The 25,209-nt window shown below is 70.8% G+C and carries 20 protein-coding genes; 12 read left to right on the top strand and 8 right to left on the bottom strand.

The genetic code is table 11. The features are described from left to right. Positions 1 to 94: 94 nt before the first annotated feature. Positions 95 to 337 carry a hypothetical protein gene (locus IEY82_RS31685; protein ID WP_189127939.1) on the bottom strand — a complete coding sequence of 81 codons (243 nt, stop codon included), beginning with the start codon at positions 335 to 337 and terminating at the stop codon, positions 95 to 97. A 222-nt stretch (positions 338 to 559) separates the two neighbouring features. On the opposite strand from IEY82_RS31685, the gene lysS reads away from it, so the two are divergent. The 5 genes from lysS (at position 560) to IEY82_RS31660 (ending at position 6,544) form a co-directional block, all read left to right on the top strand. Then, positions 560 to 2,170 (top strand): lysine--tRNA ligase, encoded by a 1,611-nt coding sequence (gene lysS / locus IEY82_RS31680; protein WP_189127938.1) that lies wholly within the window; start codon positions 560 to 562, stop codon positions 2,168 to 2,170. Between the two features lie 148 nt (positions 2,171 to 2,318). After that, positions 2,319 to 3,044: a glycosyltransferase family 2 protein gene (locus IEY82_RS31675; protein WP_189127937.1), complete on the top strand. Its 726-nt coding sequence runs from the start codon at positions 2,319 to 2,321 to the stop codon at positions 3,042 to 3,044. A gap of 19 nt (positions 3,045 to 3,063) precedes the next feature. Beyond that, positions 3,064 to 4,038, top strand: coding sequence for a ketopantoate reductase family protein (locus IEY82_RS31670; RefSeq protein ID WP_189127936.1), 975 nt, complete (start codon positions 3,064 to 3,066; stop codon positions 4,036 to 4,038). Positions 4,039 to 4,079: 41 nt separating this feature from the next. After that, on the top strand, positions 4,080 to 4,520 hold the full coding sequence (locus tag IEY82_RS31665) for a hypothetical protein (protein ID WP_189127935.1): 441 nt from the start codon (positions 4,080 to 4,082) through the stop codon (positions 4,518 to 4,520). A 122-nt stretch (positions 4,521 to 4,642) separates the two neighbouring features. Beyond that, entirely contained in the window at positions 4,643 to 6,544 is a 1,902-nt protein-coding gene (locus IEY82_RS31660) for a sensor histidine kinase (RefSeq protein WP_189127934.1), read from the top strand. A 20-nt stretch (positions 6,545 to 6,564) separates the two neighbouring features. Here the strand turns inward: IEY82_RS31660 and IEY82_RS31655 are convergent, their stop codons facing one another. Then, positions 6,565 to 7,305, bottom strand: a complete 741-nt coding sequence (locus IEY82_RS31655) for an MBL fold metallo-hydrolase (RefSeq protein WP_225262860.1) — start codon at positions 7,303 to 7,305, stop codon at positions 6,565 to 6,567. A 9-nt stretch (positions 7,306 to 7,314) separates the two neighbouring features. Continuing rightward, positions 7,315 to 7,458 (bottom strand): hypothetical protein, encoded by a 144-nt coding sequence (locus tag IEY82_RS31650; protein WP_189127933.1) that lies wholly within the window; start codon positions 7,456 to 7,458, stop codon positions 7,315 to 7,317. A gap of 372 nt (positions 7,459 to 7,830) precedes the next feature. Here IEY82_RS31650 and rho point away from each other — a divergent pair, with 372 nt between their 5' ends. From rho to IEY82_RS31635, 3 genes are all read left to right on the top strand, one after another. Further along, complete coding sequence (rho, locus tag IEY82_RS31645; RefSeq protein ID WP_308015966.1) at positions 7,831 to 8,934, top strand: transcription termination factor Rho; 1,104 nt, start codon at positions 7,831 to 7,833, stop codon at positions 8,932 to 8,934. Between the two features lie 71 nt (positions 8,935 to 9,005). Continuing rightward, the gene (locus IEY82_RS31640; protein ID WP_189127932.1) at positions 9,006 to 9,884 is read left to right on the top strand and encodes a putative RNA methyltransferase; all 879 of its coding nucleotides are present in this window, start codon (positions 9,006 to 9,008) and stop codon (positions 9,882 to 9,884) included. A 142-nt stretch (positions 9,885 to 10,026) separates the two neighbouring features. Beyond that, entirely contained in the window at positions 10,027 to 11,793 is a 1,767-nt protein-coding gene (locus tag IEY82_RS31635; protein WP_189127931.1) for a S9 family peptidase, read from the top strand. A gap of 88 nt (positions 11,794 to 11,881) precedes the next feature. On the opposite strand, the gene IEY82_RS31630 is transcribed toward IEY82_RS31635, so the two are convergent. Then, complete coding sequence (locus IEY82_RS31630) at positions 11,882 to 13,426, bottom strand: PP2C family protein-serine/threonine phosphatase (RefSeq protein WP_225262861.1); 1,545 nt, start codon at positions 13,424 to 13,426, stop codon at positions 11,882 to 11,884. 121 nt (positions 13,427 to 13,547) lie between these two features. On the opposite strand from IEY82_RS31630, the gene IEY82_RS31625 reads away from it, so the two are divergent. From IEY82_RS31625 to IEY82_RS31615, 3 genes are all read left to right on the top strand, one after another. Next, the gene (locus IEY82_RS31625; protein WP_189127930.1) at positions 13,548 to 17,705 is read left to right on the top strand and encodes a HAMP domain-containing protein; all 4,158 of its coding nucleotides are present in this window, start codon (positions 13,548 to 13,550) and stop codon (positions 17,703 to 17,705) included. Between the two features lie 3 nt (positions 17,706 to 17,708). Continuing rightward, complete coding sequence (locus IEY82_RS31620) at positions 17,709 to 18,338, top strand: response regulator (RefSeq protein WP_189127929.1); 630 nt, start codon at positions 17,709 to 17,711, stop codon at positions 18,336 to 18,338. Positions 18,339 to 18,445: 107 nt separating this feature from the next. Beyond that, positions 18,446 to 19,603, top strand: a complete 1,158-nt coding sequence (locus IEY82_RS31615; RefSeq protein ID WP_189127928.1) for a VLRF1 family aeRF1-type release factor — start codon at positions 18,446 to 18,448, stop codon at positions 19,601 to 19,603. Between the two features lie 4 nt (positions 19,604 to 19,607). On the opposite strand, the gene IEY82_RS31610 is transcribed toward IEY82_RS31615, so the two are convergent. Both IEY82_RS31610 and IEY82_RS31605 read right to left on the bottom strand, forming a co-directional pair. Then, positions 19,608 to 20,822 (bottom strand): NYN domain-containing protein, encoded by a 1,215-nt coding sequence (locus tag IEY82_RS31610; protein ID WP_189127947.1) that lies wholly within the window; start codon positions 20,820 to 20,822, stop codon positions 19,608 to 19,610. Between the two features lie 175 nt (positions 20,823 to 20,997). Then, the gene (locus IEY82_RS31605) at positions 20,998 to 23,358 is read right to left on the bottom strand and encodes a sigma-70 family RNA polymerase sigma factor (protein ID WP_189127927.1); all 2,361 of its coding nucleotides are present in this window, start codon (positions 23,356 to 23,358) and stop codon (positions 20,998 to 21,000) included. A 131-nt stretch (positions 23,359 to 23,489) separates the two neighbouring features. On the opposite strand from IEY82_RS31605, the gene pyrE reads away from it, so the two are divergent. Beyond that, the gene (gene pyrE, locus IEY82_RS31600; RefSeq protein ID WP_189127926.1) at positions 23,490 to 24,023 is read left to right on the top strand and encodes an orotate phosphoribosyltransferase; all 534 of its coding nucleotides are present in this window, start codon (positions 23,490 to 23,492) and stop codon (positions 24,021 to 24,023) included. Here pyrE and IEY82_RS31595 read toward each other — a convergent pair. Together IEY82_RS31595 and IEY82_RS31590 are read right to left on the bottom strand one after the other, a co-directional pair. Then, on the bottom strand, positions 24,004 to 24,423 hold the full coding sequence (locus IEY82_RS31595) for a hypothetical protein (RefSeq protein ID WP_189127925.1): 420 nt from the start codon (positions 24,421 to 24,423) through the stop codon (positions 24,004 to 24,006). The two genes, pyrE and IEY82_RS31595, sit on opposite strands and share 20 nt — an antisense overlap. Before the next feature lie 36 nt (positions 24,424 to 24,459). Further along, positions 24,460 to 25,170 (bottom strand): DedA family protein, encoded by a 711-nt coding sequence (locus IEY82_RS31590; RefSeq protein WP_225262862.1) that lies wholly within the window; start codon positions 25,168 to 25,170, stop codon positions 24,460 to 24,462. Between the last annotated feature and the right edge of the window lie 39 nt (positions 25,171 to 25,209).

The raw sequence follows: 25,209 nt of genomic DNA, 5'->3' as shown, positions 1-25,209 counted from the left end.
CACGGCCTACCGGTCACCGCACCGCTCGGGCCTTGGCGGCCCTCCCGCGCTGTCGTTTCCTCCCGGGCGTGAACGCCCGGGGTTCCACGCCAGATCACGCTGAAATCGGGATGCCGCGCCAGCCTCGCGTCAGCCGTAGAGACCACCAGTTGTACGCGGCCCACTCGGCCAGCGGATAGAGAGGACAGTAGATCGACCGCCTCGAACTACCCGACTCCAGGTCCTCCAGCAGCGTCACATACTCGGCACCGACGCTGATCTCGATCCGCGCCCACGTCTGCCGAAGCTCGCAGACGAGGTTGCCCGGCGAAGGACGGATAGGACTTGTGCTCGCCACTGCCCACATAGGAGACCCGCATTGCCAGATCGGCAAGGGAGACTCCGGTCGGCGGCGGTTGCGGCGCACGGAGGAGCGGACGTTCACGTTTGGGGGCACGCATGCGGAAAGTATGGCGGTCATCACGCACCGTGTCCGACCGTCCGCTTCGTCGAGACGATCAGAGGGTGGGGCCGATCGGTCGCGTTGGCCTGAACACCGGGGAGCCGCGACAATGGCGCGATGAGCGCAGCTGACAGTACGGAGAGCGACTGGGTTTCCAAGTTCGCCGACGAGGTGATCTCCGAGGCGGAGCGGCGCGCGCCGGGCGAACCCATCGTCTGCGCCTCCGGGCTGAGCCCGTCCGGGCCGATCCACCTGGGCAACCTTCGTGAGGTGATGACCCCTCACCTGGTCGCCGACGAGATCCGCAGGCGCGGCCTCGACTGCGTGCACCTGCTGTCGTGGGACGACTACGACCGCTTCCGCCGCGTCCCCGCGGGCGTCGACCCGTCGTGGGAGGAGCACATCGGCAAGCCGCTGACCTCCGTGCCCGCGCCTCCGGGCAGCTCCCACGCGAGCTGGGCCGAGCACTTCAAGGCACCGATGACCGCCGCGCTGGCCGAGCTGGGCGTCGAATACCGGGCGATCAGCCAGACCGAGCAATACACCTCGGGCGCCTACCGCGAGCAGATCCTGCTCGCCATGCGCGAGCGCCGGCGGATCGACGAGGTCCTGGCGCGCTACCGCACCAAGCAGGTCGACGCCTACTTCCCCTACAAGCCCTACTGCGAGCTCTGCGAACGCGACCTCACCACGGTCACCGCCTACGACGACGACACCACCGAGCTGGCCTACACCTGCGTGTGCGGGTTCGGCGAGACCGTGCGGCTGGCCGAGCACGACCGCGGCAAGCTGGTGTGGAAGGTCGACTGGCCGATGCGCTGGGCGTACGAGGGCGTGGTGTTCGAGCCGTCGGGGGTCGACCACCACTCGCCCGGCTCGGCCTGGATCGTCGGCGAGCAGATCGTGGGCGAGGTGTTCGGCGGCGAGCAGCCGATCGGCCCGATGTACGCCTTCGTCGGCATCACCGGCATGTCCAAGATGAGCAGTTCCAAGGGCGACGTGCCGATCCCGGCCGACGCGCTGGAGATCATGGAAGCTCCGGTGCTGCGCTGGCTGTACGCGCGGCGCAAGCCGTCCCAGTCCTTCAAGGTCGCCTTCGACCAGGAGATCCAGCGGCTGTACGACGAGTGGGACGCCCTCGGCCGCAAGGTCGCCGGTGGGAGCGCCCTGCCGGCCGACCGGGCCGCCTACGACCGGGCCGTCCGCACCGCCGAGGGGCCGCTGCCGGTCACTCCCCGGGCGGTGCCCTACCGCACGCTGGCCTCGATCGTCGACATCACGACCGGTGACGCCGAGCAGACCCTGCGGATCCTCGGCGACCTCGACGCGATCACCGCGCTGGACGCGGCGCGGCCGAGGCTCGACCGCGCCCAGCGCTGGGTCGACACCCAACTGGCCGCCGACCAGCGCACCCGCGTGCGCGAGTCGCCGGACGAGGAGCTGCTGGGCTCGCTCGGGCAGGACGACCGCGACTCGCTTCGGCTGCTGCTCGACGGCCTGGACGAGCACTGGTCACTCGACGGGCTGACCACGCTGGTCTACGGCGTGCCGAAGGTGCGGGCGGGGCTGCCGCCCGACGCGAAGCCCACGCCCGAGGTCAAGGTGGCGCAGCGGGAGTTCTTCGCGCTGCTCTACCGGCTGCTGGTGGGCCGCGACACCGGGCCGCGGCTTCCGACGCTGCTGCTGGCCGTGGGCGCCGACCGGGTGCGAAAGCTGGCAGGCGGTTGACAGGGGTCCCGGCGCCACGGTCCCGGTGCCGGGAGTTCCACCTGTGCAGGTCACAGGACGATTACCACCTCCTGGTGGAGCGCATGGCCCATGATCGATGCAAGGCGGCGTAAAGCCGCTTGCATGTGACCTGGCTCATCTTCTTGGCATGACCAAGCAGCAGTTCGCCCCCAGTGTCACCGTTGTCGTTCCCGCGATGAACGAGGCGGACAATCTGCCGCACGTGTTCGCGACTCTCCCCCACTGGATCGACGAGGTCGTCCTCGTCGACGGAAACTCCAGCGACGACACCGTCGCCGTGGCCCGCAGGCTGCGTCCCGGTCTCCGGGTCGTCGCGCAGAGCGGGCGCGGCAAGGGCAACGCGCTGATCGAGGGCTTCGCGGCGGCCAACGGCGACATCATCGTGATGATCGACGCCGACGGCTCGACCGACGGCCGGGAGATCTTCTCCTTCGTCTCCGCGCTGGTCGACGGCGCCGATTTCGCCAAGGGCTCGCGCTACGCCCCTGGTGGCGGCTCCGACGACATCAGCCCGGTGCGCTCGCTCGGCAACAAGCTGCTGACCGGCCTGACCAACCTGCTGTACGGCACCCGCTACACCGACCTGTGCTACGGCTACAACGCCTTCTGGGCCCGCCACCTCGACGCCATGGCGCTCGACTGCGACGGATTCGAGATCGAGACGCTGATGAACGTCCGTGCCGCCCAGGCCGGGCTGGTCATCGCCGAGGTGCCCAGCCACGAGCGCAGCCGGATCCACGGCGAGAGCAACCTGCACGCCGTACGCGACGGCTGGCGGGTGCTCAAGACGATCATGCGGGAGCGGTTCCGCGGCGCGACCGTCCCGCAGGCCCAGGTGGCACTCGCGAAGTAGGGGATGACATCCTCGGATCATGCGTTACATCGTGATCGGAGCCGGAGCGGTCGGGGGCACCATCGGTGCCCGTCTCTTCCAGGGCGGGCACGAGGTGCTGCTGGTCGCTCGCGGCGCCCACTACGAGGCGCTGAAGAGCGACGGGCTGCGCCTGTTCACCCCCGGCTCCGCCGAGACGCTGACCATCCCCGTCACCGACGCTCCCGTCCCACCGCGTGACGGCGACGTGCTGATCCTGGCGACCAAGTCACAGGACACGATCGCCGCCCTCGACCCGTGGCCCCGCCACCTGCCGGTCGTGTGCGCCCAGAACGGTGTCGAGAACGAACGCGTCGTGCTGCGCAGGTTCGAGCGGGTCTACGGCATGTGCGTGTGGCTGCCCGCCCTCCACCTGGAGCCCGGCACGGTGGCCGCCCACGGGCATCCCCACTCGGGCATGCTGCACGTCGGACGTTATCCACAGGGTGTGGACGACCTTGCCCAGCAGTTGGCCGCCGACCTGGCCAAGAGCGGCTTCGTCGCGCTGGCCACGCCCGACGTCATGCGCTGGAAGTACGGCAAGCTGCTCGGCAACCTGGCCAACGCCGTCGAAGCGCTCTGCGAGCAGGCGCCGGGCATCGACTCCCTGTACGAACGCGTACGGGCCGAGGGCGCCGCCGTGCTCGAGGAGGCCGGCATCCCCTACTCGACCACCAGCGAGGAGCGGGAGCTCCGCGGCCGCCAGGTCGATGTGCTGCCGATCGAGGGCGTCGAACGGAGCGGCGGCTCGTCGTGGCAGAGCCTGGCCAGGTCCAGCGGCTCGATCGAGGCCGACTACCTCAACGGTGAGATCGTCCTGCTCGGCCGCGAGTACGGCATCGCCACCCCGGTCAACGAGGTGCTGCAGGCCGAGGCCAACCGGTTCGCGCGCGAACAGTCGCCGCCCGGCTCCATGCCGCTGGAGCGGCTGGTCACGCTCATCGACGAGCGTTCGCGGCATACCACGCCCTCCTGAGGGCAGGTGGTGACTCGCTCAGATGACAAGGGGTGAGTTGGATGGTCTTACTAGGTCTGGTTCTGGTCCTGCTCGCCGGCGGCGCCGTCTACATGGTCGCCACCGAGGAGAGTGCCAAATACGTCCTGTTCGGTTACACGTTCCAGCCTGACCACGTCGAGATGTTCCTCGCGGGTGCCGCCACCGCCGCGGTCCTGCTGGCGGGCCTGTGGCTGCTCGGCTCCGGCTCTCGCCGGTCGGCCAGGCGCCGCCGCCGGATCCGCAGCGCCAGGGCCGAGGAGTCGAGCCGGCTGGCCAAGCTGGAGAACGAGAAGCGCGACCTGGAGCGGAAGCTGGAGCGCGAGCGCGCCGACACTCAGCCGGCCACCCAGCCGGCCACCCAGCCGGCGCCGGCTCCCGAGCCGGAGCCCGTTCCCGAGCCGCGGCACGCCTCCGGCGACAAGCTCGTCGCGCGCGGCTCCTTCGACGACACGAGGCCGTAGCCGACGTCACGAGGCCGTAGCTCACTGGCGCGAGGGCGACGGGCCCTCGCGCCAGAGCCCGGAAATCCGGCCAAAGAGGGGTGTACTCTGCGAGGCGATCTCATCCTGTACCTGGAGGTCGCATGCCCCCCACCCGTGGCCGCCCCATCGCGCTGAAGCTGCTCGTCCTGCTGCTCGTCCCGCTGATGTCACTGGTGGGCCTGTGGGCGTTCGCGGCCGGCCTGACCGGGGTCGACGGGCTGCGCCTCCTGCAGACCAACGAACTCGTCACCAACCTGGCCACTCCCGCCGAGCAGATCAACATCCAGCTGCAGAGCGAGCGACTGGCCTCGGTGGACTTCCTGACCAGCGGTCAGGGCACCGAACGCCTGACCACCCAGCGCGCGCTGACCGACCGGACCATCGCCGACTTCCGGCAGCGGGCCGAGGAGCAGCGCGACCTCTCCCCGCAGATGACCACCCAGCTCACCGCCCTGTACGGCAAGCTCGGCCAACTCGCCGACACCCGCCGCAAGGTCGACGCCCCGGGCCCCGAGCCGCTCGACGTGATCGACGGCTACAGCCAGATCGTGGACGCGACGTTCCGCATGTACGACGCCATGGTCCTGGTGCCCGACACCGCGCTCTACCGGCAGGCCAGGGCCGTCACCATGATGGGCGAGGCCAAGGACATCCTGTCCAGGGAGCGGGCGCTGATCACCGTGGTGCTGGCCAGGGGCAGGGTGACCGAGGCGGAGCGCGAGGCGTTCACCGGGATGGTCGCCACCAGGCGCCTCCTCTACGCGCAGGCGCTCTCGCAGCTCGACTCCGGGCTGCGCGGGCCGTACGAACGGCTCGTCTCCTCGGCCGCCTACCAGGAGTTCCTCCGGGCGGAGGACGCCATGAGAGGGCAGGCCACGCTGAAAGGGCTGCCCGTCGAGGCCGCCACCTGGCCCATCGACGGCGCCAACCTGTGGGCGGCGGTCGAGCGCAACCAGTCGGAGGCCGCGCACGGCATCTTCCAGCGCGTGACCCCCGCCGCGAACAGCGTGCTGGTCAAGATCGGCGTCGCGGGCGGCGCCGGCCTGCTCGCGGTGATCGCCTCCGTGCTGGTGTCGCTCCGCTTCCGCCGCCGCCTCGGCGACGAGCTCGCCGGGCTCCGCGACGCCGCGACCGAGCTGGCCGAGGTGCGGCTGGCCGGGCTGGTCAAGCGGCTGCGCAAGGCAGGCGGCGGGCCGCTGCCCGAGGAGGTCACGCCGCTGGAGGTCAGGACCGACACCGCCGAGATCCAGGACATCGTCCGCGCCTTCAACAACGTCCAGGCCACGGCCGTGGAGGCCGCGGTGGGCCAGGCCCGGCTCCGGCACGGGGTGAGCAAGGTCTTCGTCAACCTGGCCAGGCGCAACCAGACGCTGCTGCACCGTCAGTTGCTGCAGCTCGACGGCATGGAGCGCGACACCGAGCAGCCCGAGATGCTCGCGGACCTGTTCAAGCTCGACCATCTCACCACCCGCATGCGCAGGCACGCCGAGAGCCTCATCATCCTGTCGGACCAGGCTCCGGGGCGCGGATGGCGCAACCCGGTGCCGATCGTCGACGTGCTCCGCTCGGCCGTTGCCGAGGTCGAGGAGTATCAACGCGTCGAGGTGCTGCAGCCGCCGCCGGTGGCGCTCGTGGGCAACGCCGTCACCGACGTCGCCCACCTGATGGCCGAGCTGATCGAGAACGCCACGCTGTTCTCGCCGCCGAAGACCCGGGTGGACCTGCGGACCTCGACCACCCCGCACGGCCTCACGATCGAGATCGAGGACCGCGGGCTCGGGCTGACCCGGACCGAACTCGACGAGCTGAACGAACGCCTGTCGGAGATGCCGGAGTTCGACCTGGCCCAGAGCGACCAGCTCGGCCTGTTCGTGGTGGGCCGGCTGGCCGCCCGGCACGACATCAGGGTGACGCTCGGCCCGTCGCCGTACGGAGGGCTGACCGCGGTGGTCGCCCTGCCGTCGGCGCTGCTCGCCGAGCAGCCGGCGCTCAGCGGCCGTTGACGGCCGTCAGCGCCCTGTCGTCAGAGCTGTACGAACGGGTCGCTGAGGTGGGCCGTCGCGAGCACGGCACGCTCGGCGCGCAACGCGTCGAGCACCTCGGCGCGGGTGGCCGCGGCCCACTCCTGGTCGTCGTCGTAGAGGTAGCGGACGCTCGGATCGGCGAGCTGCGCGGGGTGCAGCACCAGGTCGCCCGTGATGGCCAGCTCGCCGACCCTGGCGATCTGGTGACCCGGGGTGTGGCCCGCCGCCAGGTGCACGTGAACGCCGGGAGAGACCTCGGCCTGGCCGTCGACCACGTGCAGCCGGTCCTTGATCGGGATGATGATCTGGTCGAGCATCGCGCCCTCGGCCGCGTCGAACTCCGCCTGCTGGAGGACGTAGCGGGCGTTCTCGAACAGCGGCCGGCCGTCGGCGACCGCTCCGCTGGCGTGGTCGCTGTGCAGGTGGGTGAGGATCACGGTGTCGACGTCGGCGGGCGTGACGCCCGCGGCGGCCAGCTCACCGGGCAGGGTGCCCGGCACCGGCGCCCAACTGGACGCCGGTGAGTCGGCCGGGCCGATGCCGGTGTCCACGAGCGTGAGGCGGCCTGCCTGATCTTTCAGCAGGTAGCAGTGGAAGTGGAGGATCCACGGCTCTTCCCGGAGGGCCGCTCCGGGGAACATCTCGGCCAGCGGGCGGCGGATCGTCTCGCCCATCGGGCCGATGGCGTCGCAGAGCGGCGTCACTTCGACGCCTGCGATGATGCGGGGTTGGTGCGGCATTCGTCCAGACTAGGCGGCGACCGGCTGGCGCGGAATGTACTCGTTCTCGACATCCGCGGCGTAGACGGCGCGGCGGCAGTTGGCGCACCGGTAGATGATCGGGCCTTCGTCGAGCTCGTGGTGGCACCGCGGGCAGCAGCTGGTGGTCTTCATGAGATCCCCCTTGGGTGATTGCTTCTAGGAAAGCCTCTTCGGATTGCAGAAGCCCTGCATCACGCTTGACAGGATGCCGCTGCGTTGATGGGCCTTCCATGCCGTTCAGCACACCGGTCATGGGTAATACGACGGTGTTTCCAGGAGAAGATTGTCCCGGCGGCGGGAGCCATTTCGCGGGCGAAGACACGAGAACGGCCCGGGAATAGTCCATCAGGGCTAGGCGTTCCAGTCGTCGGGACGTGTGATACGTTGCCACCGGCGTTGAGCTCAAGCTCCGCCGGATCCCCCCGCGGCCCGCCCCTTTCGATGAGGGCCGGCTCGCTTTTCACCTCGGCCGACTTTCGGCCTGCCCTTGAGAGGGGCCTCATCATGTCTGTCAACACCATCCCCCGACAGCGCGCCGCAACTCCCGTACGCCAGGTCAGCGGCCTGCTCGACCTGCGGGACAAGGACGCTTTCATCCGCGCGGGGCACCTTCCCGGTCCCGGGGACGTCCGCGTGCGACCCGAACAGGCCGGACAGCTCGGCCTGCGCCCCGGTGACCACGTCGTCGCCGACGTCGCCGGCGGCAAGCTGGTCAAGGTCCATTCGGTCAACGGCTCCACCGACCGGCGAGAACGGCCGCACTTCGCCGACCTGGTCCCCGTCCACCCGACCGAGCGGCTGCGCATCGAGACCGAGTCGCTGAGCACCCGGGTCATCGACCTGTTCGCGCCGATCGGCAAGGGCCAGCGCGGGCTCATCGTGGCCCCGCCCAAGGCCGGCAAGACCATGGTCCTGCAGGCACTGGCCGCCGCCGTCGCCCGCAACCACCCCGAGGTCCACCTCATGGTCCTGCTCGTCGGCGAACGGCCCGAGGAGGTCACCGAGATGCGCGGGTCGATCCAGGGCGAGGTCTTCTCCTCCACCTTCGACCACCCCGACCGTGACCACGCCGCCATCGCCGAGCTGGCCATCGACCGCGCCAGGCGGCTGGTCGAGGACGGCAGGGACGTGGTGCTGCTGCTCGACTCGCTGACGCGGCTCGGCCGGGCGTACAACAACCTGGCGAAGGGCGGCGGCCGGGTGCTCAGCGGCGGTCTGGACGCGACCGCGCTCTACCCGCCCAAGCGTTTCTTCGGCGCCGCCCGCAACGTGCTCGGCGGCGGCTCCCTCACCATCCTGGCGACCGCGCTGGTGGACACCGGGTCGCGGCTGGACGACCTCCTGTACGAGGAGTTCAAGGGCACCGGCAACATGGAGCTGCACCTGGTGCGGGATCTGGCCGAACGCCGGCTGTTCCCGGCCGTGGACCTCGACGCGTCGGGCACCCGGCGCGAGGAGATCCTGCTGCCCGCCGAGGAGCAGCGGGTGGTGTGGCGGCTGCGCCGCATGCTCGGCTCGCTGGATCGACGGCAGGGGATGCAACTCCTGGTCGACAAGCTCCGCGAGACGCCGACGAATGCTCACTTCCTGTACGCCGCCGCGGTCTGACGCCCTTTCCCTGCCTTCCCTGAGCTGTGCTGATCGGTGTCCGGCCGATCGCCCGGCGGGAGAATGGGGTCATGCTCGCTGACATCGTCGACCTGCTCGCCTGCCCCGTCTGCCAGGGCGACCTCGTGATCGAGCGCGGTGCGCTGCGCTGCGCGGACGGCCACGCCTTCGACATCGCCAGGCAGGGATACGTGAGTCTGCTCGTCGGGTCGCGGGCGCCGGGCACGGCCGACAGCGCCGAGATGGTGGCCGCGCGGGCCGGGTTTCTGGGGGCCGGGCACTACGCGCCGCTCACCGAGGCGCTGGCCGAGAGCGTGGCGATGCGGGCTGGTCACGCGCCGGTGGTCGTCGACGCGGGAGCGGGCACCGGACACTACCTGGCGACCGTGCTGGAGGCGATCGGCGACGGCGTGGGGGTGGCGTTCGACGTGTCCAAGCACGCCGTCCGGCGGGCGGCGCGGGCGCATCCCCGGGTGGGGGCGTTCGTGGCCGACGTGTGGCGTCCGCTGCCGATCCGGAGCGGAGTGGCCGACGTGGTGTTGAACGTGTTCGCGCCCAGGAACGGCCCCGAGTTCCGGCGCGTCCTGCGGCCCGGAGGCGTGGTGGCCGTCGTCACGCCGGCCCCGTCCCATCTGAGCCCGCTGGTGCGTGAGCTGGGCCTGCTCTCGGTCGACGAGGAGAAGGAACGGCGGGTGGCCCGCAGCCTGGACGGGTTCGTCGAGGCCGAGCGGCGGACCATCGCGTTCGATCTCCATCTGTCTCATGACGACATCGTCGAGGTCGTGAGGATGGGGCCGAGTGCGTGGCACACTGAAGCATCCGAACTGGAGAAGCAAATCTCGGGATATTTCTCCCGACGGGCCACGAAAAATCGCAAAAAAGTGGTGGTGCGTGCCGCGTTCCACCTGTCTATCTTTGAGGCATCGCCACGATCAAGCGCTGTTCCTTGACGGACATGTGGGACTGATGTTACTGATGGGGCATTTGGCCGGAAATTCCCCCACATTCCCCAAGTATTTCCGCGAATCAGGCGCAATACTGGACGACAACCCACGCCCGGCGGCGGGGATCCAGAGGGAGGGAGCGCGCCGAATGAAGGCCGAGGAACGCTGGCAAGCCAGGTTCCGAGCGTCGCGCATGACGCTGCCGCTCTGGGCACGCCAGGCCCCCAACCGTTCCATCTACCGCTCCAACACCAGCGGCACGTGGGAGGTCTACGCCTGGGACCGCACCACCGGCGCCACCCGCCAGGTCACCGACCGGGCCAAGGGCACCGCCCACGCCACCATCGACCCCACCGGCCAGTGGATCTACTGGTTCGCCGACACCGAGGGCGACGAGTTCGGCGAGTGGTGGCGACAACCGTTCAACGGCGGCCCTGACGAGCTCGTCGCCCCCGACCTGCCGCCCGGCCAGCCGGGCGGCATCGCGCTGTCCGTCAACGGCGCCGCGGCGATCAGCCTCGCCAGCGAGGGCACGTTCCGCATCCATGTGGCGCGCGCCGGTGAGACGTCGCGCCTGCTCTACGAGCACGCCGAGGCGGCCTGGGTGGCCGACATGTCCCTCGACGGCCGGCTGATCGCCATCAACCACGGCGAGTACGGCGACTTCCGCCACCCGGCCCTGCGGGTCGTCAGCCAGTTCGGCGAGCCCGTCGGCGAGCTCTACGACGGCCCCGAGCGCGGCGTGATCGGCCTCAGGTTCGCGCCCGTGACCGGCGACCGCCGGCTGCTCGTCCTGCACGAACGCCGCCGCCGCCAGGAGCCCCTGGTGTGGGACCCGGTGACCGGCGAGCAGCGCGAGATCTGGCTGCGCGACTCCGGCGACCTGGCGGCCGACTGGTACCACGACGGCCGCGGCCTGATGCTGGTGCGCGACGACCGCGCCCGCAGCTACCTCCACCGCTACGACCTCGGGGGCGGCGGGCTGACCCTGATCGAGACCCCACACGGCGTGATCGAGGAGGCCGCGCCGCGCCCCAGCGGCCACGTCGAATACTCCTGGTCGAGCGCGTCCCGCCCGCCGGTCATCCGGTCGAGCAACGGCCAGGTCGTGCTCAACGCCGGTGGCCCGGCCGCGCCACCCAGTGTTCCCGTCGAAGACCTCGACGTGCCGGGCCCGGGTGGGCTCATCCACGCGCTGGTCTCGCGGCCCGAGTCCGGCTCGGCGCCGTTCCCCACCGTCTTCCTGCTGCACGGCGGCCCGACCGCGCACGACCGTGATGCCTTCTCTCCCGAGGTCGCGGCCTGGGTCGACGCCGGTTTCGCGGTGGTGCGCGTCAACTACCGCGGCTCCACCGGCTACGGCTCGGCCTGGCGCGACGCGCTGCACGGCGAGGTCGGGCACATCGAGCTCGCGGACGTCGCCGCCGTACGCGACTGGGTGGTCGAGCGGGGCATCGCCGACCCCGACCGCATCGTGCTGTCCGGCACGGCCTGGGGTGGCTACCTCACGCTGCTCGGCCTCGGCACCCAGCCCGAGCTGTGGGCCGCGGGCATCGCGGCCGTGCCCATCGCCTGCCACCAGACCTCCTACGAGGACGAGGCCGAGAGCCTGCGCGCCTACCACCGGGCGCTGCTCGGCGGCTCGCCCGACGAGCAGCCCGAGCGCTACGCCGCCAGCTCCCCGATCACCTACGTTCACCAGGTGCAGAGCCCCGTGCTGATCCTGGCCGGCGAGAACGACACCCGCTGCCCGCTGCGCCAGATCGAGAAGTACGTCGCCCAGCTGGCCGAGTACGGCCTCGAGCACGAGGTCTACACCTACGACGCGGTGCGCGGCTCCCTGGTCGTCGCCGAGCGGATCGCGCAGATCACCCTGCAGCTTGAGTTCGCCCGCAAGCACGTCGACGCCCCCTGACCCTCCCCGCCCTGACCCACCGTCGACGACGGCCAGCGGCGACCAGTGGACGGGCGTCGGTCAGCAGGCGGCGGTCAGCAGGCGGCGGTCAGCGGGCGCGAAGCACCACGATCGCCAGGTCGTCGGCGCTGGGTTCGGGGGCGTAGTCGGCCACCCCCCGGCGAATGCGCTCGGCGACCGCCCGGGCCGACAGCCCCACACACTCGGCGAGCAACTTGGCCAGCCCGCCGTCGTCGTCGAGCAACCGGCTGCCCGAACGCCGCTCGGTCACCCCGTCGGTGACCGCGAGCAGCACGTCGCCGTGGTCGAGGTGGACCGTGTCCGACTCGAACACCACCTCGGGGAAGACGCCGAGCAGCGACTGCGGGGTGGTGACCGCCTCGACCACGCCGCTCGGCTTCAGGCGCAGCGCCTCGGGATGGCCCGCCGACACCAGCCGCAGCTCCAGGCCGGTCTCCACCGGCGTGATGTCGCCGTGCAGCAGGGTCAGGAACCTGGCCCGCTCGCCCTCTTCCAGGATCGCCTGGTTGAGCCGGCCGAGCACGGCGGCGACGCCGTACCCCTCTCGGGCGAGCAGGCGCAGGGTGTGGCGGGCGAGGCCGGTCACGGCGGCGGCCTCGGGGCCGGTGCCGCACACGTCGCCGATCGCGAACCGCCACGAGTCGTCGCTCGCCTTGAACAGGTCGTAGAAGTCGCCGCCGACCTCGTTGGCCTCGCCGGCGGGGTCGTAGACGACGCCGTAGTCGAGGCCGGGCACCTCGGGCTCGTTCGGCGGCAGGAGACTGCGCTGGAGCGCCCGGTTGGCGGCGGCCTGCTGCGCGTAGAGCCGGGCGTTGTCCATGGCGAGCGCGGCCCGCCGGGCGATGTCCTCGGCGAACTGGATGACGTCGTCGCCGAAGCGGTCGGATCTGCCCAGGCACATCAGGCCGAGGCCGCGGCCACGGGCGATCAGCGGCACCGCGAGCACCTGCGAGTCACTCAGGTGCATGGAGGACGTGACCTGGTGGTCGGCCGGGCTCACGTCGACCTCGGCCAGCTCGTGGCGCAGGCCGTCGATCCTGGCCTCGTCGGCGTGCCAGAGATAGGCCAGGCGGAGCGGGCCGGACACGGTGTCGGCGGTGTAGACGGCGCACCAGTTGGCCAGCCGGGGCACCACGATCTGGGCGATGATCGCGGGCACCATGTCGGGGTTGAGGGTGCCGGCGAGCAGGTCGCTCGCGTCGGCGAGGAACCCCAGCCAGTGGGGGCCCCTGGAGGTCTCCTCCTGCCATTCTGAGACGACGCTGTCCACGGAGCCAGGTAGCGTGAGTCTTGCCCAATGGACACGGGAGTCGCCCGAATAGGTGATCCCCCACTCCTCCACGCCTACAGAAGGAGCTTTCGGATCGCCGTGCGAGGTGTTCCGCTGTCGCAGCTCCACCTGTATGGCACCGCCGAAATGCTTCCAGATGACCTCGAACGGCTCGTATATCACCTGTTCCGTAAGATCGCCCGCCACCTGCTCGGCGATGTGGAGCATGCCGCCGACGGCCCACGCGGTCATCACCTCGCGCGTGAACCTGATCGCAGCCGGCACAGCGGTCTCACCGGGCGCGAACGTCGCGGCGAGCACCGCGTGAGGAGGAGCAGTCATCCAACCGTGCCTACCACACTTCCCGTTGACTTGGGGTAAATCCAAGGGCAGGACTGAGAGCTACACAACGTGACAGACTTCAAGCACTCACGGCGGTACCCCGCGAGTTGAAGGAGGGGCCATGACATCGGCCAAGACCGCGCCGGGTTCCGAGGAGAGGACCTACACCGAGTCAGATCTCGTCCCGATCCTCGAGACCCTTTTCTCCTGGCGTGACGGCGATTTCCGGCGCCGGGTCCCCCATGCGCGACCGGGCATCCTCAGCGAGGTACGACTGCTGCTCAACGAGGTGGCGGACCGCCGCGAGCACCTGGCCAACGAGCTGGTACGGGTCCGCAAGGAAGTCGTCAAGGAGGGCAGGTTCGGTGAGCGGCTGACGCCGGGGCCGGGCGTGGGCGCCTGGGCCGAGAGCGTCGAGTCGGTCAACATCCTGATCGACGCGCTGGTGAGCCCGGTGAGCGGCGCCGCCGACGTGATCGACGCCGTGGCCAAGGGCGACCTGTCGCGGCGCATCGACCTCGACCGCTCGGCCCGGGGCGAGGTGCGCCGGCTCGGCAAGGCCATCAACGGCATGGTCGACCAGCTCGCCCTGTTCAACTCCGAGGTGACCAGGGTGGCGCGCGAGGCCGGCACCGAGGGCCGGCTGGGCGGCGGGGCCAACGTGCGCGGCATGTCGGGCAGCTGGCGCGACCTCACCGAGGCGGTCAACACGATGTCCTCGCGCGTGGCGGCGCAGGTGCGTGACATCGCCGTGGTGACCACCGCCGTGGCCAAGGGCGACCTGAGCCGCAAGGTCACCGTCGACGCCGTGGGCGAGATGTTCGAGCTGAAGAACACCGTCAACACGATGGTCGACCAGCTGTCCGCGTTCGCCGAGGAGGTCACCCGAGTCGCCCGCGAGGTGGGCACCGAGGGCCAGCTGGGCGGCCAGGCGCAGGTGACCGGGGTGTCGGGCGTCTGGAAGGACCTCACCGACAACGTCAACTTCATGGCCAACAACCTGACCTCGCAGGTGCGCAGCATCGCGACCGTGGCGACCGCCGTGGCCCAGGGCAACCTGTCCAAGAAGATCACCGTCGACGCGCAGGGCGAGATCCTCCAGCTGAAGGACACCCTCAACACGATGGTCGACCAGCTGTCGTCCTTCGCCGACGAGGTCACCCGAGTCGCCCGCGAGGTCGGCACCGAGGGCAAGCTGGGCGGGCGCGCCGAGGTCAAGGGCGTGTCGGGCGTCTGGAAGGACCTCACCGACAACGTCAACTCGATGGCCGCCAACCTCACCTACCAGGTGCGCAACATCGCCCAGGTGACCACGGCCGTCGCCAACGGCGACCTCACCCGCAAGATCGACGTCGACGCCCAGGGCGAGATCCTGGAGCTCAAGTCGACGATGAACACGATGGTCGAGCAGCTGTCGTCGTTCGCCTCCGAGGTGACCCGCGTCGCCCGCGAGGTGGGCACCGAGGGCCAGCTCGGCGGCCAGGCACAGGTACGCGGCGTGTCCGGGGTCTGGAAGGACCTCACCGACAACGTCAACTCGATGGCCAACAACCTGACCAGCCAGGTGCGCCAGATCGCGGCCGTCTCCTCCGCGGTGGCCCAGGGTAACCTGTCCAAGAAGATCACCGTCGACGCGCAGGGCGAGATCCTCCAGCTGAAGGACACCCTCAACACGATGGTCGACCAGCTGTCGTCCTTCGCCGACGAGGTCACCCGAGTCGCCCGCGAGGTCGGCACGCAGGGCCAGCTCGGCGGCCAGGCCCGGGTGCAGGGCGTGTCGGGCGTCTGGAAGGACCTCACCGACAACGTCAACTTCATGGCCAACAACCTGACGTACCAGGTGCGCAACATCGCCGAGGTGACCACGGCGGTCGCCAACGGCGACCTCACCCGCAAGATCGACGTCGACGCGCAGGGCGAGATCCTGGCGCTCAAGACCACCATCAACCGGATGGTCGACCAGCTGTCCTCGTTCGCCTCCGAGGTCACCCGGGTCGCCCGCGAGGTGGGCTCCGAGGGCCGGCTCGGCGGCCAGGCCCGGGTCGAGGGCGTCGAGGGCACCTGGAAGCGGCTCACCGAGAGCGTCAACGAGCTGGCCGGCAACCTCACCACCCAGGTGCGCGCCATCGCCACCGTGACCAGCGGCGTGGCGCGCGGCGACCTGACCCGCTCGATCGCCGTCGAGGCGCAGGGCGAGCTGGCGGAGCTGAAGGACAACATCAACTCGATGGTGGCCAACCTCCGCGAGACCACCCAGGCCAACCAGGAGCAGGACTGGCTCAAGTCCAACCTGGCCCGCATCTCCCGGCTCATGCAGGGCCACCGCGACCTGTTCGAGGTGGCCAAGCTGACGATGAGCGAGCTGACGCCCCTGGTGTCGGCCCGCTATGGCGCCTTCTACGGCGTCGACCCCGAGGGTGACCACGAGCTGCTGCTGATCGGCGGCTACGGAGTGCGCCCCGACCGGGGGCCGCGTCAGCGCTTCGCGGTGGGCGAGGGCATCGTCGGGCAGGCCGCGGCCGAGGGCCGTCACATCGTCCTCGACGACGTGCCGCCGAAGTTCATCACCATCGACAGCGGTCTCAGCCAGTCGACGCCGGCGCAGATCGTGGTGCTGCCGATCCTGTTCGAGCACCGGGTGCTCGGCGTGCTGGAGCTGGCCTCCTTCACGCCGTTCGGTGAGGTGCACCTCGACTTCCTGACGCAGCTCGTCGAGACCATCGGCGTCACCATGAACACCATCATCGCCAACTCGCGCACCGAGGACCTGCTGACCGAGTCGCAGCGCCTGACCCGCGAGCTACAGGAACGCTCCGACGAGCTGCAACGCCAGCAGGAGGAGCTGCGCAGGTCCAACGCCGAGCTGGAGGACAAGGCGGCGCTGCTGGCCAAGCAGAACCGCGCGATCGAGATCCAGAACTTCCAGATCGAGCAGGCCCGCCGCACCCTGGAGGAGCGCGCCGAGCAGCTCGCCGTCTCCTCCCGCTACAAGAACGAGTTCCTCGCCAACATGTCCCACGAGCTGCGCACGCCGCTCAACAGCCTGTTGGTGCTGGCCAAGCTGCTGACGGAGAACGCCGAGGGCAACCTGACCTCGCAGCAGGTCGAGTTCGCCCGGACGATCCACAGCGCGGGTTCGGCGCTGCTCCAGCTGATCAACGACATGCTCGACCTGTCCAAGGTCGAGGCCGGCCGGATGGACATCCACCCGATCCAGGTGTCGCTGCCCAAGCTGGTCGACCTCGTGGAGGCGGCGTTCGCGCCACTGGCCGCCGACAAGGGCCTGGCGTTCACCGTCGACGTCGACAGCGCCGTGCCCCTGGAGCTGCTGGCCGACGAGCAACGTCTGCAGCAGGTGCTGCGCAACCTGCTCTCCAACGCGGTGAAGTTCACCCCGAAGGGCGAGGTCAGGCTGCGCGTCGTCCCCGCTCCGCGCGGGGTCGCCTTCGACGACGAGACCCTGCACGACGCCCATGACCTGCTGGCCTTCCAGGTCATCGACACCGGCATCGGCATCGCACCGGACAAACGTGAGGTCATCTTCGAGGCGTTCCGGCAGGCCGACGGCACCACCAGCCGCAAGTACGGCGGCACCGGGCTGGGCCTGTCCATCTGCCGCGAGATCGCCCGGTTGCTGGGCGGCGAGATCCACGTCGAGAGCGAGCTGGGCAAGGGCAGCACGTTCACCCTCTACCTGCCGGCCAGTTACACCGGTCCGCTGGCCGCGAGCGACGGCGGCGCGGCCCGCAGGCAGCTGATGGCCGTGCCGGTCGAGCAGCCCTCGCCCGAGCCGCCGCTCGACCTGGACCTGCCCGAGCTCGGCGAGTCCTCCTCCGAGGCCGCCACCCAGTGGCAGGGAGACGACCCGCTCAACGGCGCGAAGATCCTGATCGTCGACGACGACATCCGCAACGTGTTCGCGCTGACCAGCGTGCTCGAACGGCACGGCGCGACGGTCGTCTACGCCGAGAACGGCCGTGAGGGCATCGAGCAGCTCGAACGCAACGAGGACGTCGCGTTGGTGCTGATGGACATCATGATGCCGGAGATGGACGGCTGGGCCACGACCTCGGCCATCCGCCGGATGCCCCAGTTCGCCGATCTGCCGATCATCGCGTTGACCGCTAAGGTCATGCGGGGCGATCGTGAGAAGAGCATCGCCTCGGGCGCGTCCGACTACGTGCCCAAGCCGGTCGATGTGGACCGTCTGCTCGAACGTCTGCGTGGCTGGCTCAGCCGTGGGCGGGTGTCCACGACGGATTCAGCCGAAGGGGCGTGATCAATGCCGGACCGAGCCAAGATCCTTCTGGTCGACGACCGTGAGGAGAACCTGATCGCTCTTGAGGCGATCCTCAGCTCGCTCGACCTGGTGCCGGTACGCGCCAGGTCCGGTGAGGAGGCGCTCAAGGCACTGCTCAACACGGAGTTCGCGCTCATCTTGCTCGACGTGCGGATGCCGGGCATGGACGGGTTCGAGACGGCCGCGCATATCAAGCGGCGCGAGCGGACCAAGAACATCCCGATCATCTTCCTGACCGTGGTCGACAGCGCTCCCGACTACGCCTTCCGCGGCTACGCGGCGGGCGCCGTCGACTACCTGACCAAGCCGTTCGATCCATGGGTGCTGCGAGCGAAGGTGTCGGTGTTCACCGAGCTCTACACCATGAACAGGCGGCTGACCGAGCAGGCCGCGCTGCTGCGCGACCGGCTGACCGGCGAGCTGCCGCCCGGCGCGGGCGATCAGGCGTCGGTGCTCCCCGAGCTGTCGAGGCGGCTGGCCGCGGTCGAGGAGGAGCTGGACCGCGTGCGGGAGCTGGCGCGCAAGTCGCCCGATCCGGCGCTGTCGATCCCGCTCTCCGAGCTGTACGAACGGCTGGCCGCCCTGCGCGCGGGGTTCGACGCCCTCTCCTGACGCGACGCCCTTGGAGGTAAAACTGGGGCATCTGTCCATTAAGAGGGCGATTTGGGGTATTTCCGGTTCTCTAGAGTCGTAGTGGCCCGACGACAGAGGAGAACATCGTGATACGCGATCATGCCTTCCTGCGGGAGCTCGTGGCGATGAAGGACGAGGTTGGCGTCGTGTCGCTGTACGTGACCGCCGATCCTCGCCTGGAGGCCTCGGTCAAGCCCGGCTGGGAGATCCTGCTGCGCAACGAGCTGGAGTCCCTGCGCGAGCAGGTGTCCGGCTGGCCGGACCGGATGCGGCGCGCCACCGTGCTGGAGCACCTCCAAGGGCTGGAGCCGGACATCGAGCAGCTCGTCGATCCCTCCCAGTCGGGACTCGGCCGGGCACTGTTCGCGCCCGTGTGCACCGACGAGGTCCACCGCACCACGCTGCAGGTGCCGGTCGGCACCAGCGCGGTGTTCGAGTCGACCGCGTACGTACGCCCCATGGTCAGCGCCATGGCCACCAGCGCCCCCGCCTGCGTCGCGGTGGTCTCACGCGACGGCGTACGCCTGATCGACTACAGGTACGGCCAGGCCGAGGACGTCTACGAGTCCACCTTCGCCCTGGACACCGACGACTGGCGAAGGATGCGCGGCCCGGGCGCCGCCAACACCTCCCAGCAGGCGTCGATGCAGGTCGACAAGTTCCAGCGCCGCGTCGAGGAGAACCTGACCCGCTACCTGCACTCCGTCGCCCCCGAGATCAGCGGCAGGGTCATCGGCCTGCACTGGACCGACGTGCTCCTGGTCGGCGACGCGAAGGTGACCGCGAAGCTCGCCGAGGCGCTGCACCCGCTGGAGGTGGTCCAGATCGACAAGATCATCGACGGGCTGACGGCGCCCGAGGTGGTCGCGTACATCTCCGACGCCCTCGCCCACGTACGGGTCCGCAGGGACGTCTCGCTGATCCAGCGCGCCAAGGACGCCGCGCTCGCCGGCGGGCGCGGCTCGCTCGGGCTCGGCCAGACCCTGTCGCTGCTGAACGAGGGCCGGGTCGACTGCTTGCTGCTCGACGAGATGGGCGTGTGGCGGGGCGGCCGCGGCCCGGACGGCCGGCTCTATCCCGCCGGGCAGGTGCCGCCCGGCGTCGAGGCCGTGGACGAGCCGGATCTCGGCGAGCGGATGATCGAGCGCGCCCTGGAGAGCAGCGCTGAGGTCACGATCCTGCAGCGCGAGGCCGCGGCCGACCTGGCCGACCACGATGGAGTGGCCGCGCTGCTGCGTTGGTGACCGCTTACTGGCGGGCGCGTTCGAGGGCGTCCCAGAAGCCGCGGCGCAGCGCGTGGCGGACCTCGTCGTGCAGCAGGAAGTCGATCGGCAGCGACGAGCCCTGCAGCAGCCGGGCCTCCAGGTCTGACGGCATGCGGGGCTTGCGGGCGAGCACCGCCTCCAGCCAGAGGGCCGGGGCGTCGCGGGCCACCGAATCGCCGAAGTCGTGCCCCTCGCGGTGGGCGGCCTTGACGGCGTCGGCCAGTGTGGTGGCCCCGGCGGTGGCGGCGGAGGGCGGCGGGACCGGCGCGGCCTGCGGGCCGGTGTAGGCGCCGAGCTGCGACTGCTGGTAACTGCCGCCGGACGGCGGCGAGGCGAACTGCCCGGTGGTCGGTGACTGCGCCTGCGGCTGTGACGGCGGCTGCTGCGGGAGGGGGCCGGTCGCCGGGGACGGAGCGGGCTGCGACGACGGGATGTCCATCTGGTAGCTGGTGTAGGTGGGCAACGCGGGCGGCTGGGCCCCCTGGCCGCGGTCGGACGACGAACCGTTGGTGGAGGGCCTGCTCTGGGTCGCCGAGCCCGACGCGGGAGGCAGGGCGTGGCTGCCGGTGCTCTGCTGCGGCGTGGAGGCCGGCGGCAGCGAGTGGGCGGCATGGCCGTTGCCGAGCGGCTGGTGGTGGTGGCCGTTGGACACCTCGGTGACACCGGTCACCAGGTTGACGTAGGGGCGCAGGTGGGCGCTGCCCAGCTCGATGAGGTCGTCGCCCTCCTGCCGCAGCGCGCGCGAGACCGCCCAGCCGCCCTCAGCGGCGACGTGCACGACGGTCACCCGGATGCCGAGGTCCTGCGCGTCGCAGACGACCTGGGTGAGGTCCTCGTCGCCGCTCACCACGACCGCGTCGCAGATGGCGTTGTTGCGCGCCAGGGTCATCAGGTCGCGGTGGACCTGGGCGTCGACGCCCTCGCGGCGGCCGGGCCGGATGCGGGAGAGCCGCAGCTTGAGGCCGGGGATATCGGCCAGCGCGTCGTGCTCGGGAGTGCGGCGGGCCTCGACCGTCGCTTCGTACCAGTAGCAGCGCAGCAACGGCAGGCCGGTGCGCTCGCGGGACAGGTTGGTCATCAACTGCAGCAGCCCGGGATAGTCCCAGGCGACGGCTTCGCGATGACGGGTCCCATGCACGGCCATCGCGCCGTCAGCCAGCAGATAGCCGGCGTCCACGAACAGCGCGCAGCGATCCACTGACACCGCCCCTTTCCTGATGGGTCCGACCTCACTGGCTCTGTCACCGTCAGAGCCGGACTCGGCGGCCCTCTCTCAGAGTAATGAAAGGGGGTGATCGCGCGAGGGTTAATCCCGACGATTGACATTACGCCCGCCCATTTAGGTGGACCGTACCAGTTTGTCCTGATTAAAGTCACTGGTCTATCCGAACGCTTATGGCGGCGACCCCCAGCAGGACCGCGTCCTTCGTCGTGGCGATCGTCAGCGCGGGAGCCCGGCCCAGTCTGGCGCTGAAGGAGTCGACGTCGACACCGAACGCCGTCCCCCGCGCACCATTGGCCGAGCCGTCGAAGACGTCGGCCGGATCGCGGTCACCACCGGCGGGCACCAGCGGCCCCGACCCCACCGAGACGGCCTCGCCGCCGAGCCCGGCGTCACCCTCCCAGGCCACCAGCTCGATCCGGGCGGGAGCCGCCGGCCGGCCCAGCCCGCTCAACGGCATCCGCACCAGCCGCTGCCCGCCGCCGGCCACCGCGGCCGGATCGAGCACGACGGCGCGGCTGTAGGGCTGGGCCGGATCCGTCGTGACGACCACCAGGCTCCACCCCGCGTAACGCGCGATCCCCGGCTGCATGGGCACATCGGCCGCCCACCACTCCCCCGCCTTCGCGGCGCCGCCGACCAGCCCGGTGACGTCGGCGAACGCCTGGTAGACAGGGCCCGAGGGCAGCTCCCGGGCCAGCACCTCGTCGGGCCGGATCGATACGTAGCCCCGGCGCCCCGGCGGCCTGATCTTGATCGGTCCGGCGACCGCGGCGCTCGCCGACCAGTAGAGCCCGGCCCACGCCACCCGTCCGGCCCTCGGCAGGCGCAGCGTGGCGGCGCTGGAGGCCTCGGTGGCGGCCGACCTGTCATGATCGACCGCCACCATCGGCCACTGATCGTTGTCGCGCCGGTCGCCGCGCCGGGCGGCGGCCTCCGCGCAGCCGTAGTGGTCGGTGGGGCAGCTCAGCAGGGAGTTGCCGACCGCCCGGACCGTCACCTCGCCGTCGGCGGCGAATCTGGCGGGCGCCCCGGTGGACCGCACGCCCGAGGCGCTCTGCCCACTGACGCCCAGCGAACCTGACCGTACGGACAGGGACGGCCCGGCGCCGGCCGGGGCGAGGGCGGCGACCTGGACGCGCAGGAACACGGCCGTGGACCGGCCGGCCGCGAGCGGGCCTCTGATACACCTGGCGCTCCCGGCCGCGGCCCGGCACCTCCAGCCGTCGGCCGGCCCCACCGGTTGGAGCAGACCGGCCCCGCCGCCGCGCCTGCCCGCCGGGACCGGGGTGACGCCCGAGGGCAGGCCGACCACGGCCTCGACCACCTGGCTCGGCCCCTCGCCCGGGTTGCTCAGGCGTACGCCCACGAGGCCCGGACGGCCGCGGACCAGCGCGCCGAGCGGCCCGACCGCCGCGCGCAGGCGGGGCCGCCCTGAGCTGACCGGCTCGCGGCCGGAGACGGGCGGCGGCACCGGCGTGGACTCCGCGAGCTCCGCCACCCGGGGGATGGGCGGCGGCTGGAGGGCGGCCATGGGCTGGGCGAGCCGCTCCTCCGCCTGCTCGCCGGAGACCAGCAGTAACGCGGCGGCAGCGACGACGGCCAGGGCCGTGCCACCCGCCAGCGCCACGGGCCGGCGGGTCAGACCGCGCGGGCGCGAAGGCGGCCACCGGGTCAGGCCGCGTCGGCGCGAAGGCGGCCACCGCGCCCGGCCGCGCGAGCGCGCGACGCCCCCGGTCATGGCCGCGACGTAGCCGGTGAAGGCCGCGCCGAGCATCAAGGGGCCGACGACCGTGCGCAACCCCTGGTCGACGCCGGACAGCTCGGTCATCACCGCGCGGCAGTCGGGGCAGTGGCTCACGTGCTGAGCCACCACCCTGGAGTCGCGCCTGCCCAGCCTGCCCCGGACATGGGCCCCCATCTTGCCCAGCACCGGCCGGCAGACCGGCCGCGGCGGGACGGCCAGGTGCATCTGGAGGTAGGCCTGGCGCAGCCCCTCGCGGGCCCGGCAGGCGAGGGCCGCGACGCCGTTGGGCGACAGACCGAGCAGCGGCGCGACCTCGGCGGCCTTGGCGCTCTCGACCTCGGTGTGCCAGAGGACCGCCCGCCACCGCTCCGGCAGAGACTGGAACGCCCTCGCGATCAGCGACCTCTCGAGCCCGGCGACCGCCGGATCGGCGAACGGCACGCCCGGGTCGAAGCTCTCGATCTCGCCCGTCGTCACCTGACGGCTCTCGATGCGGGTGCGGTCGTAGACCGTGCGCCGCACCACCGTGAGCAGGTAGGTGCGGAACCCCGCCGCCGGCCCGCCGCCGCGGCCGACCAGGTCAAGGATCTTGGTGAACGACTCGGCCACCGCGTCCTCGACCTCCGCCTCCCCCCTGACGAGCTGGCGGGCGAGCGAGCGGGCCGCCACGACGTGGCGCTGGTAGAGCTCTCCGTAGGCGGCGGCGTCACCCTCCCTGACCGCATGGAGCAGATCCGCGTCGCTCCGCACTGACTGCGCACTCATCGTTACCTCATCATTACGTAGAGTTGCCACGCGCAATCATTCCGCATCCATCGCACCGGCTAAACCGATGGCCGGGCTTTACCTCCGGGCGGCAGCGAGTCTCACCTGATCAGGCCCCTAGGCTGGAAGGCATGACGGATCGTGACAACCTCCTGGCCGAGATCAACAAGAAGGCCGTCGTCCACGGCAGAGTGGTGCTCTCCTCCGGGCAGGAGGCCGACTTCTACCTCGACCTGCGCCGGATCACGCTGGACAGCGTGGCCGCGCCCCTGGTCGGCAGGGTGATGCTGGACATCACGGCCGACCTCGACTACGACGCCGTGGGCGGTCTGACGCTCGGCGCCGACCCGGTGGCCGCTGCCATGCTGCACGCCGCCGCGGCCCGCGGACAGGCGCTCGACGCGTTCGTGGTCCGCAAGGAGCAGAAGCAGCACGGCCTGCAGCGCCGGGTCGAGGGGCCCGACGTGCGGGGTCGCCGGGTGCTCGCGGTCGAGGACACCTCGACCACCGGCGGCTCGGTGATGACGGCCGTCGAGGCGCTGCGCGAGGCGGGCGCCGAGGTGGTGGGCGTCGCCACCATCGTCGAGCGCGGGGCGGCCCCGCGCCTCGCCGAGGAGGGGCTGACCTACCGCACCGCCTTCACGCTCACCGACCTCGGACTGTGAACGCCTCCCGCTTGCCGGGCTGTCCCGGAGCGCGCGGCTCGCCGTTCTCGGTGACACGGACCGACGAGGCGTCGGCGAGGACCACGTCCAGCTCGGGTTCGAAGTAGCTGACCTCTTCGCCCCTCGTCATGTCGCGGTATTGCAGCACGTCGCCGCCCGGCACCCGGACCGTGACCAGCGGGCAGGTGTCGGCCGCGCACACGATGTGGACGGTCGGCACCGGCACGCTCGCCGTGGCCCTCGCGGTGGCGCGCAGCGCCTCGGGCGACTCCTGGGGCGTGTCGAACGAGGTGATCAGCGCACGACCGCCGAGGACCAGCAGCCCGACCACGCCGACGACCGCCAGGACGGCGAGCGAGAGGCGGGCGATGCCCATCGGATCTGACCTGTGGCGTCCCACACAGGGAGGGTATCGCGCCGGTCGGCCGGGGTCTGGCTACGGGCCGTCAGCGCCCGGACGGACCCGGTGATGCTTGCCGGTGGGCACGGGCACGGCCTTGGCCATCCGGCGGCCCTTGACGAACTCGACGAAGATGGGGATCAACGAGATCAGCACGATGAGGAAGACACCCGGCAGGATGTACTTGTCGATCTGCTTGGGATCGACCCTGCTGCCGAGGAAGTGGCCGAGCAGGACCAGGCTCTCGACCCACACCAGGGCCCCGACGACGTTCCAGAGGAAGAACCGCTTGGGCGGCATCTCCAGCACGCCCGCGACGGGGTTCATGAAGGTGCGGACGATCGGCACGAACCGGGCGAGCACCACGGCCTTGGCCGGCCCGAACTTCTCGAAGAACACCTCCGCCCGGACGACGTGCTCCCTCTTGAACAGCCGCGAATCGGGCTTGTCGAAGAGTCTGCGGCCGAACCTCGCGCCGAGCCAGTGGCCGAGCTGGGCGCCGGCGATCGCGCAGATCGGGGTGCCGATCAGCAGCACCGGAAGTGAGAGGGGCTCGATCCCCATCCCCTGAGCCACCGACACGGAGCTGAAGATCCCCGCGGCGACCAGCAGCGAGTCGCCCGGCAGGAAGAAGCCGAGCAACAGACCCGTCTCGGCGAAGATGATGGCCAGCACACCGACGGTCGCGAAGGCGCCGAGGATGGTGAGCCACCATGTCGGGTCGAGGAGATTCAAGAGCGAGTCCACGGGCTGAGCCTACCCGGATCAGGCGGGGCCGGCGGAGGC

It is taken from the genome of Nonomuraea cavernae (assembly GCF_014646355.1).
GTDB lineage: Bacteria > Actinomycetota > Actinomycetes > Streptosporangiales > Streptosporangiaceae > Nonomuraea > Nonomuraea cavernae.
The sequence above is the reverse complement of the archived record's forward strand: the minus strand, read 5'-3'. Positions and strand labels throughout refer to the sequence as shown.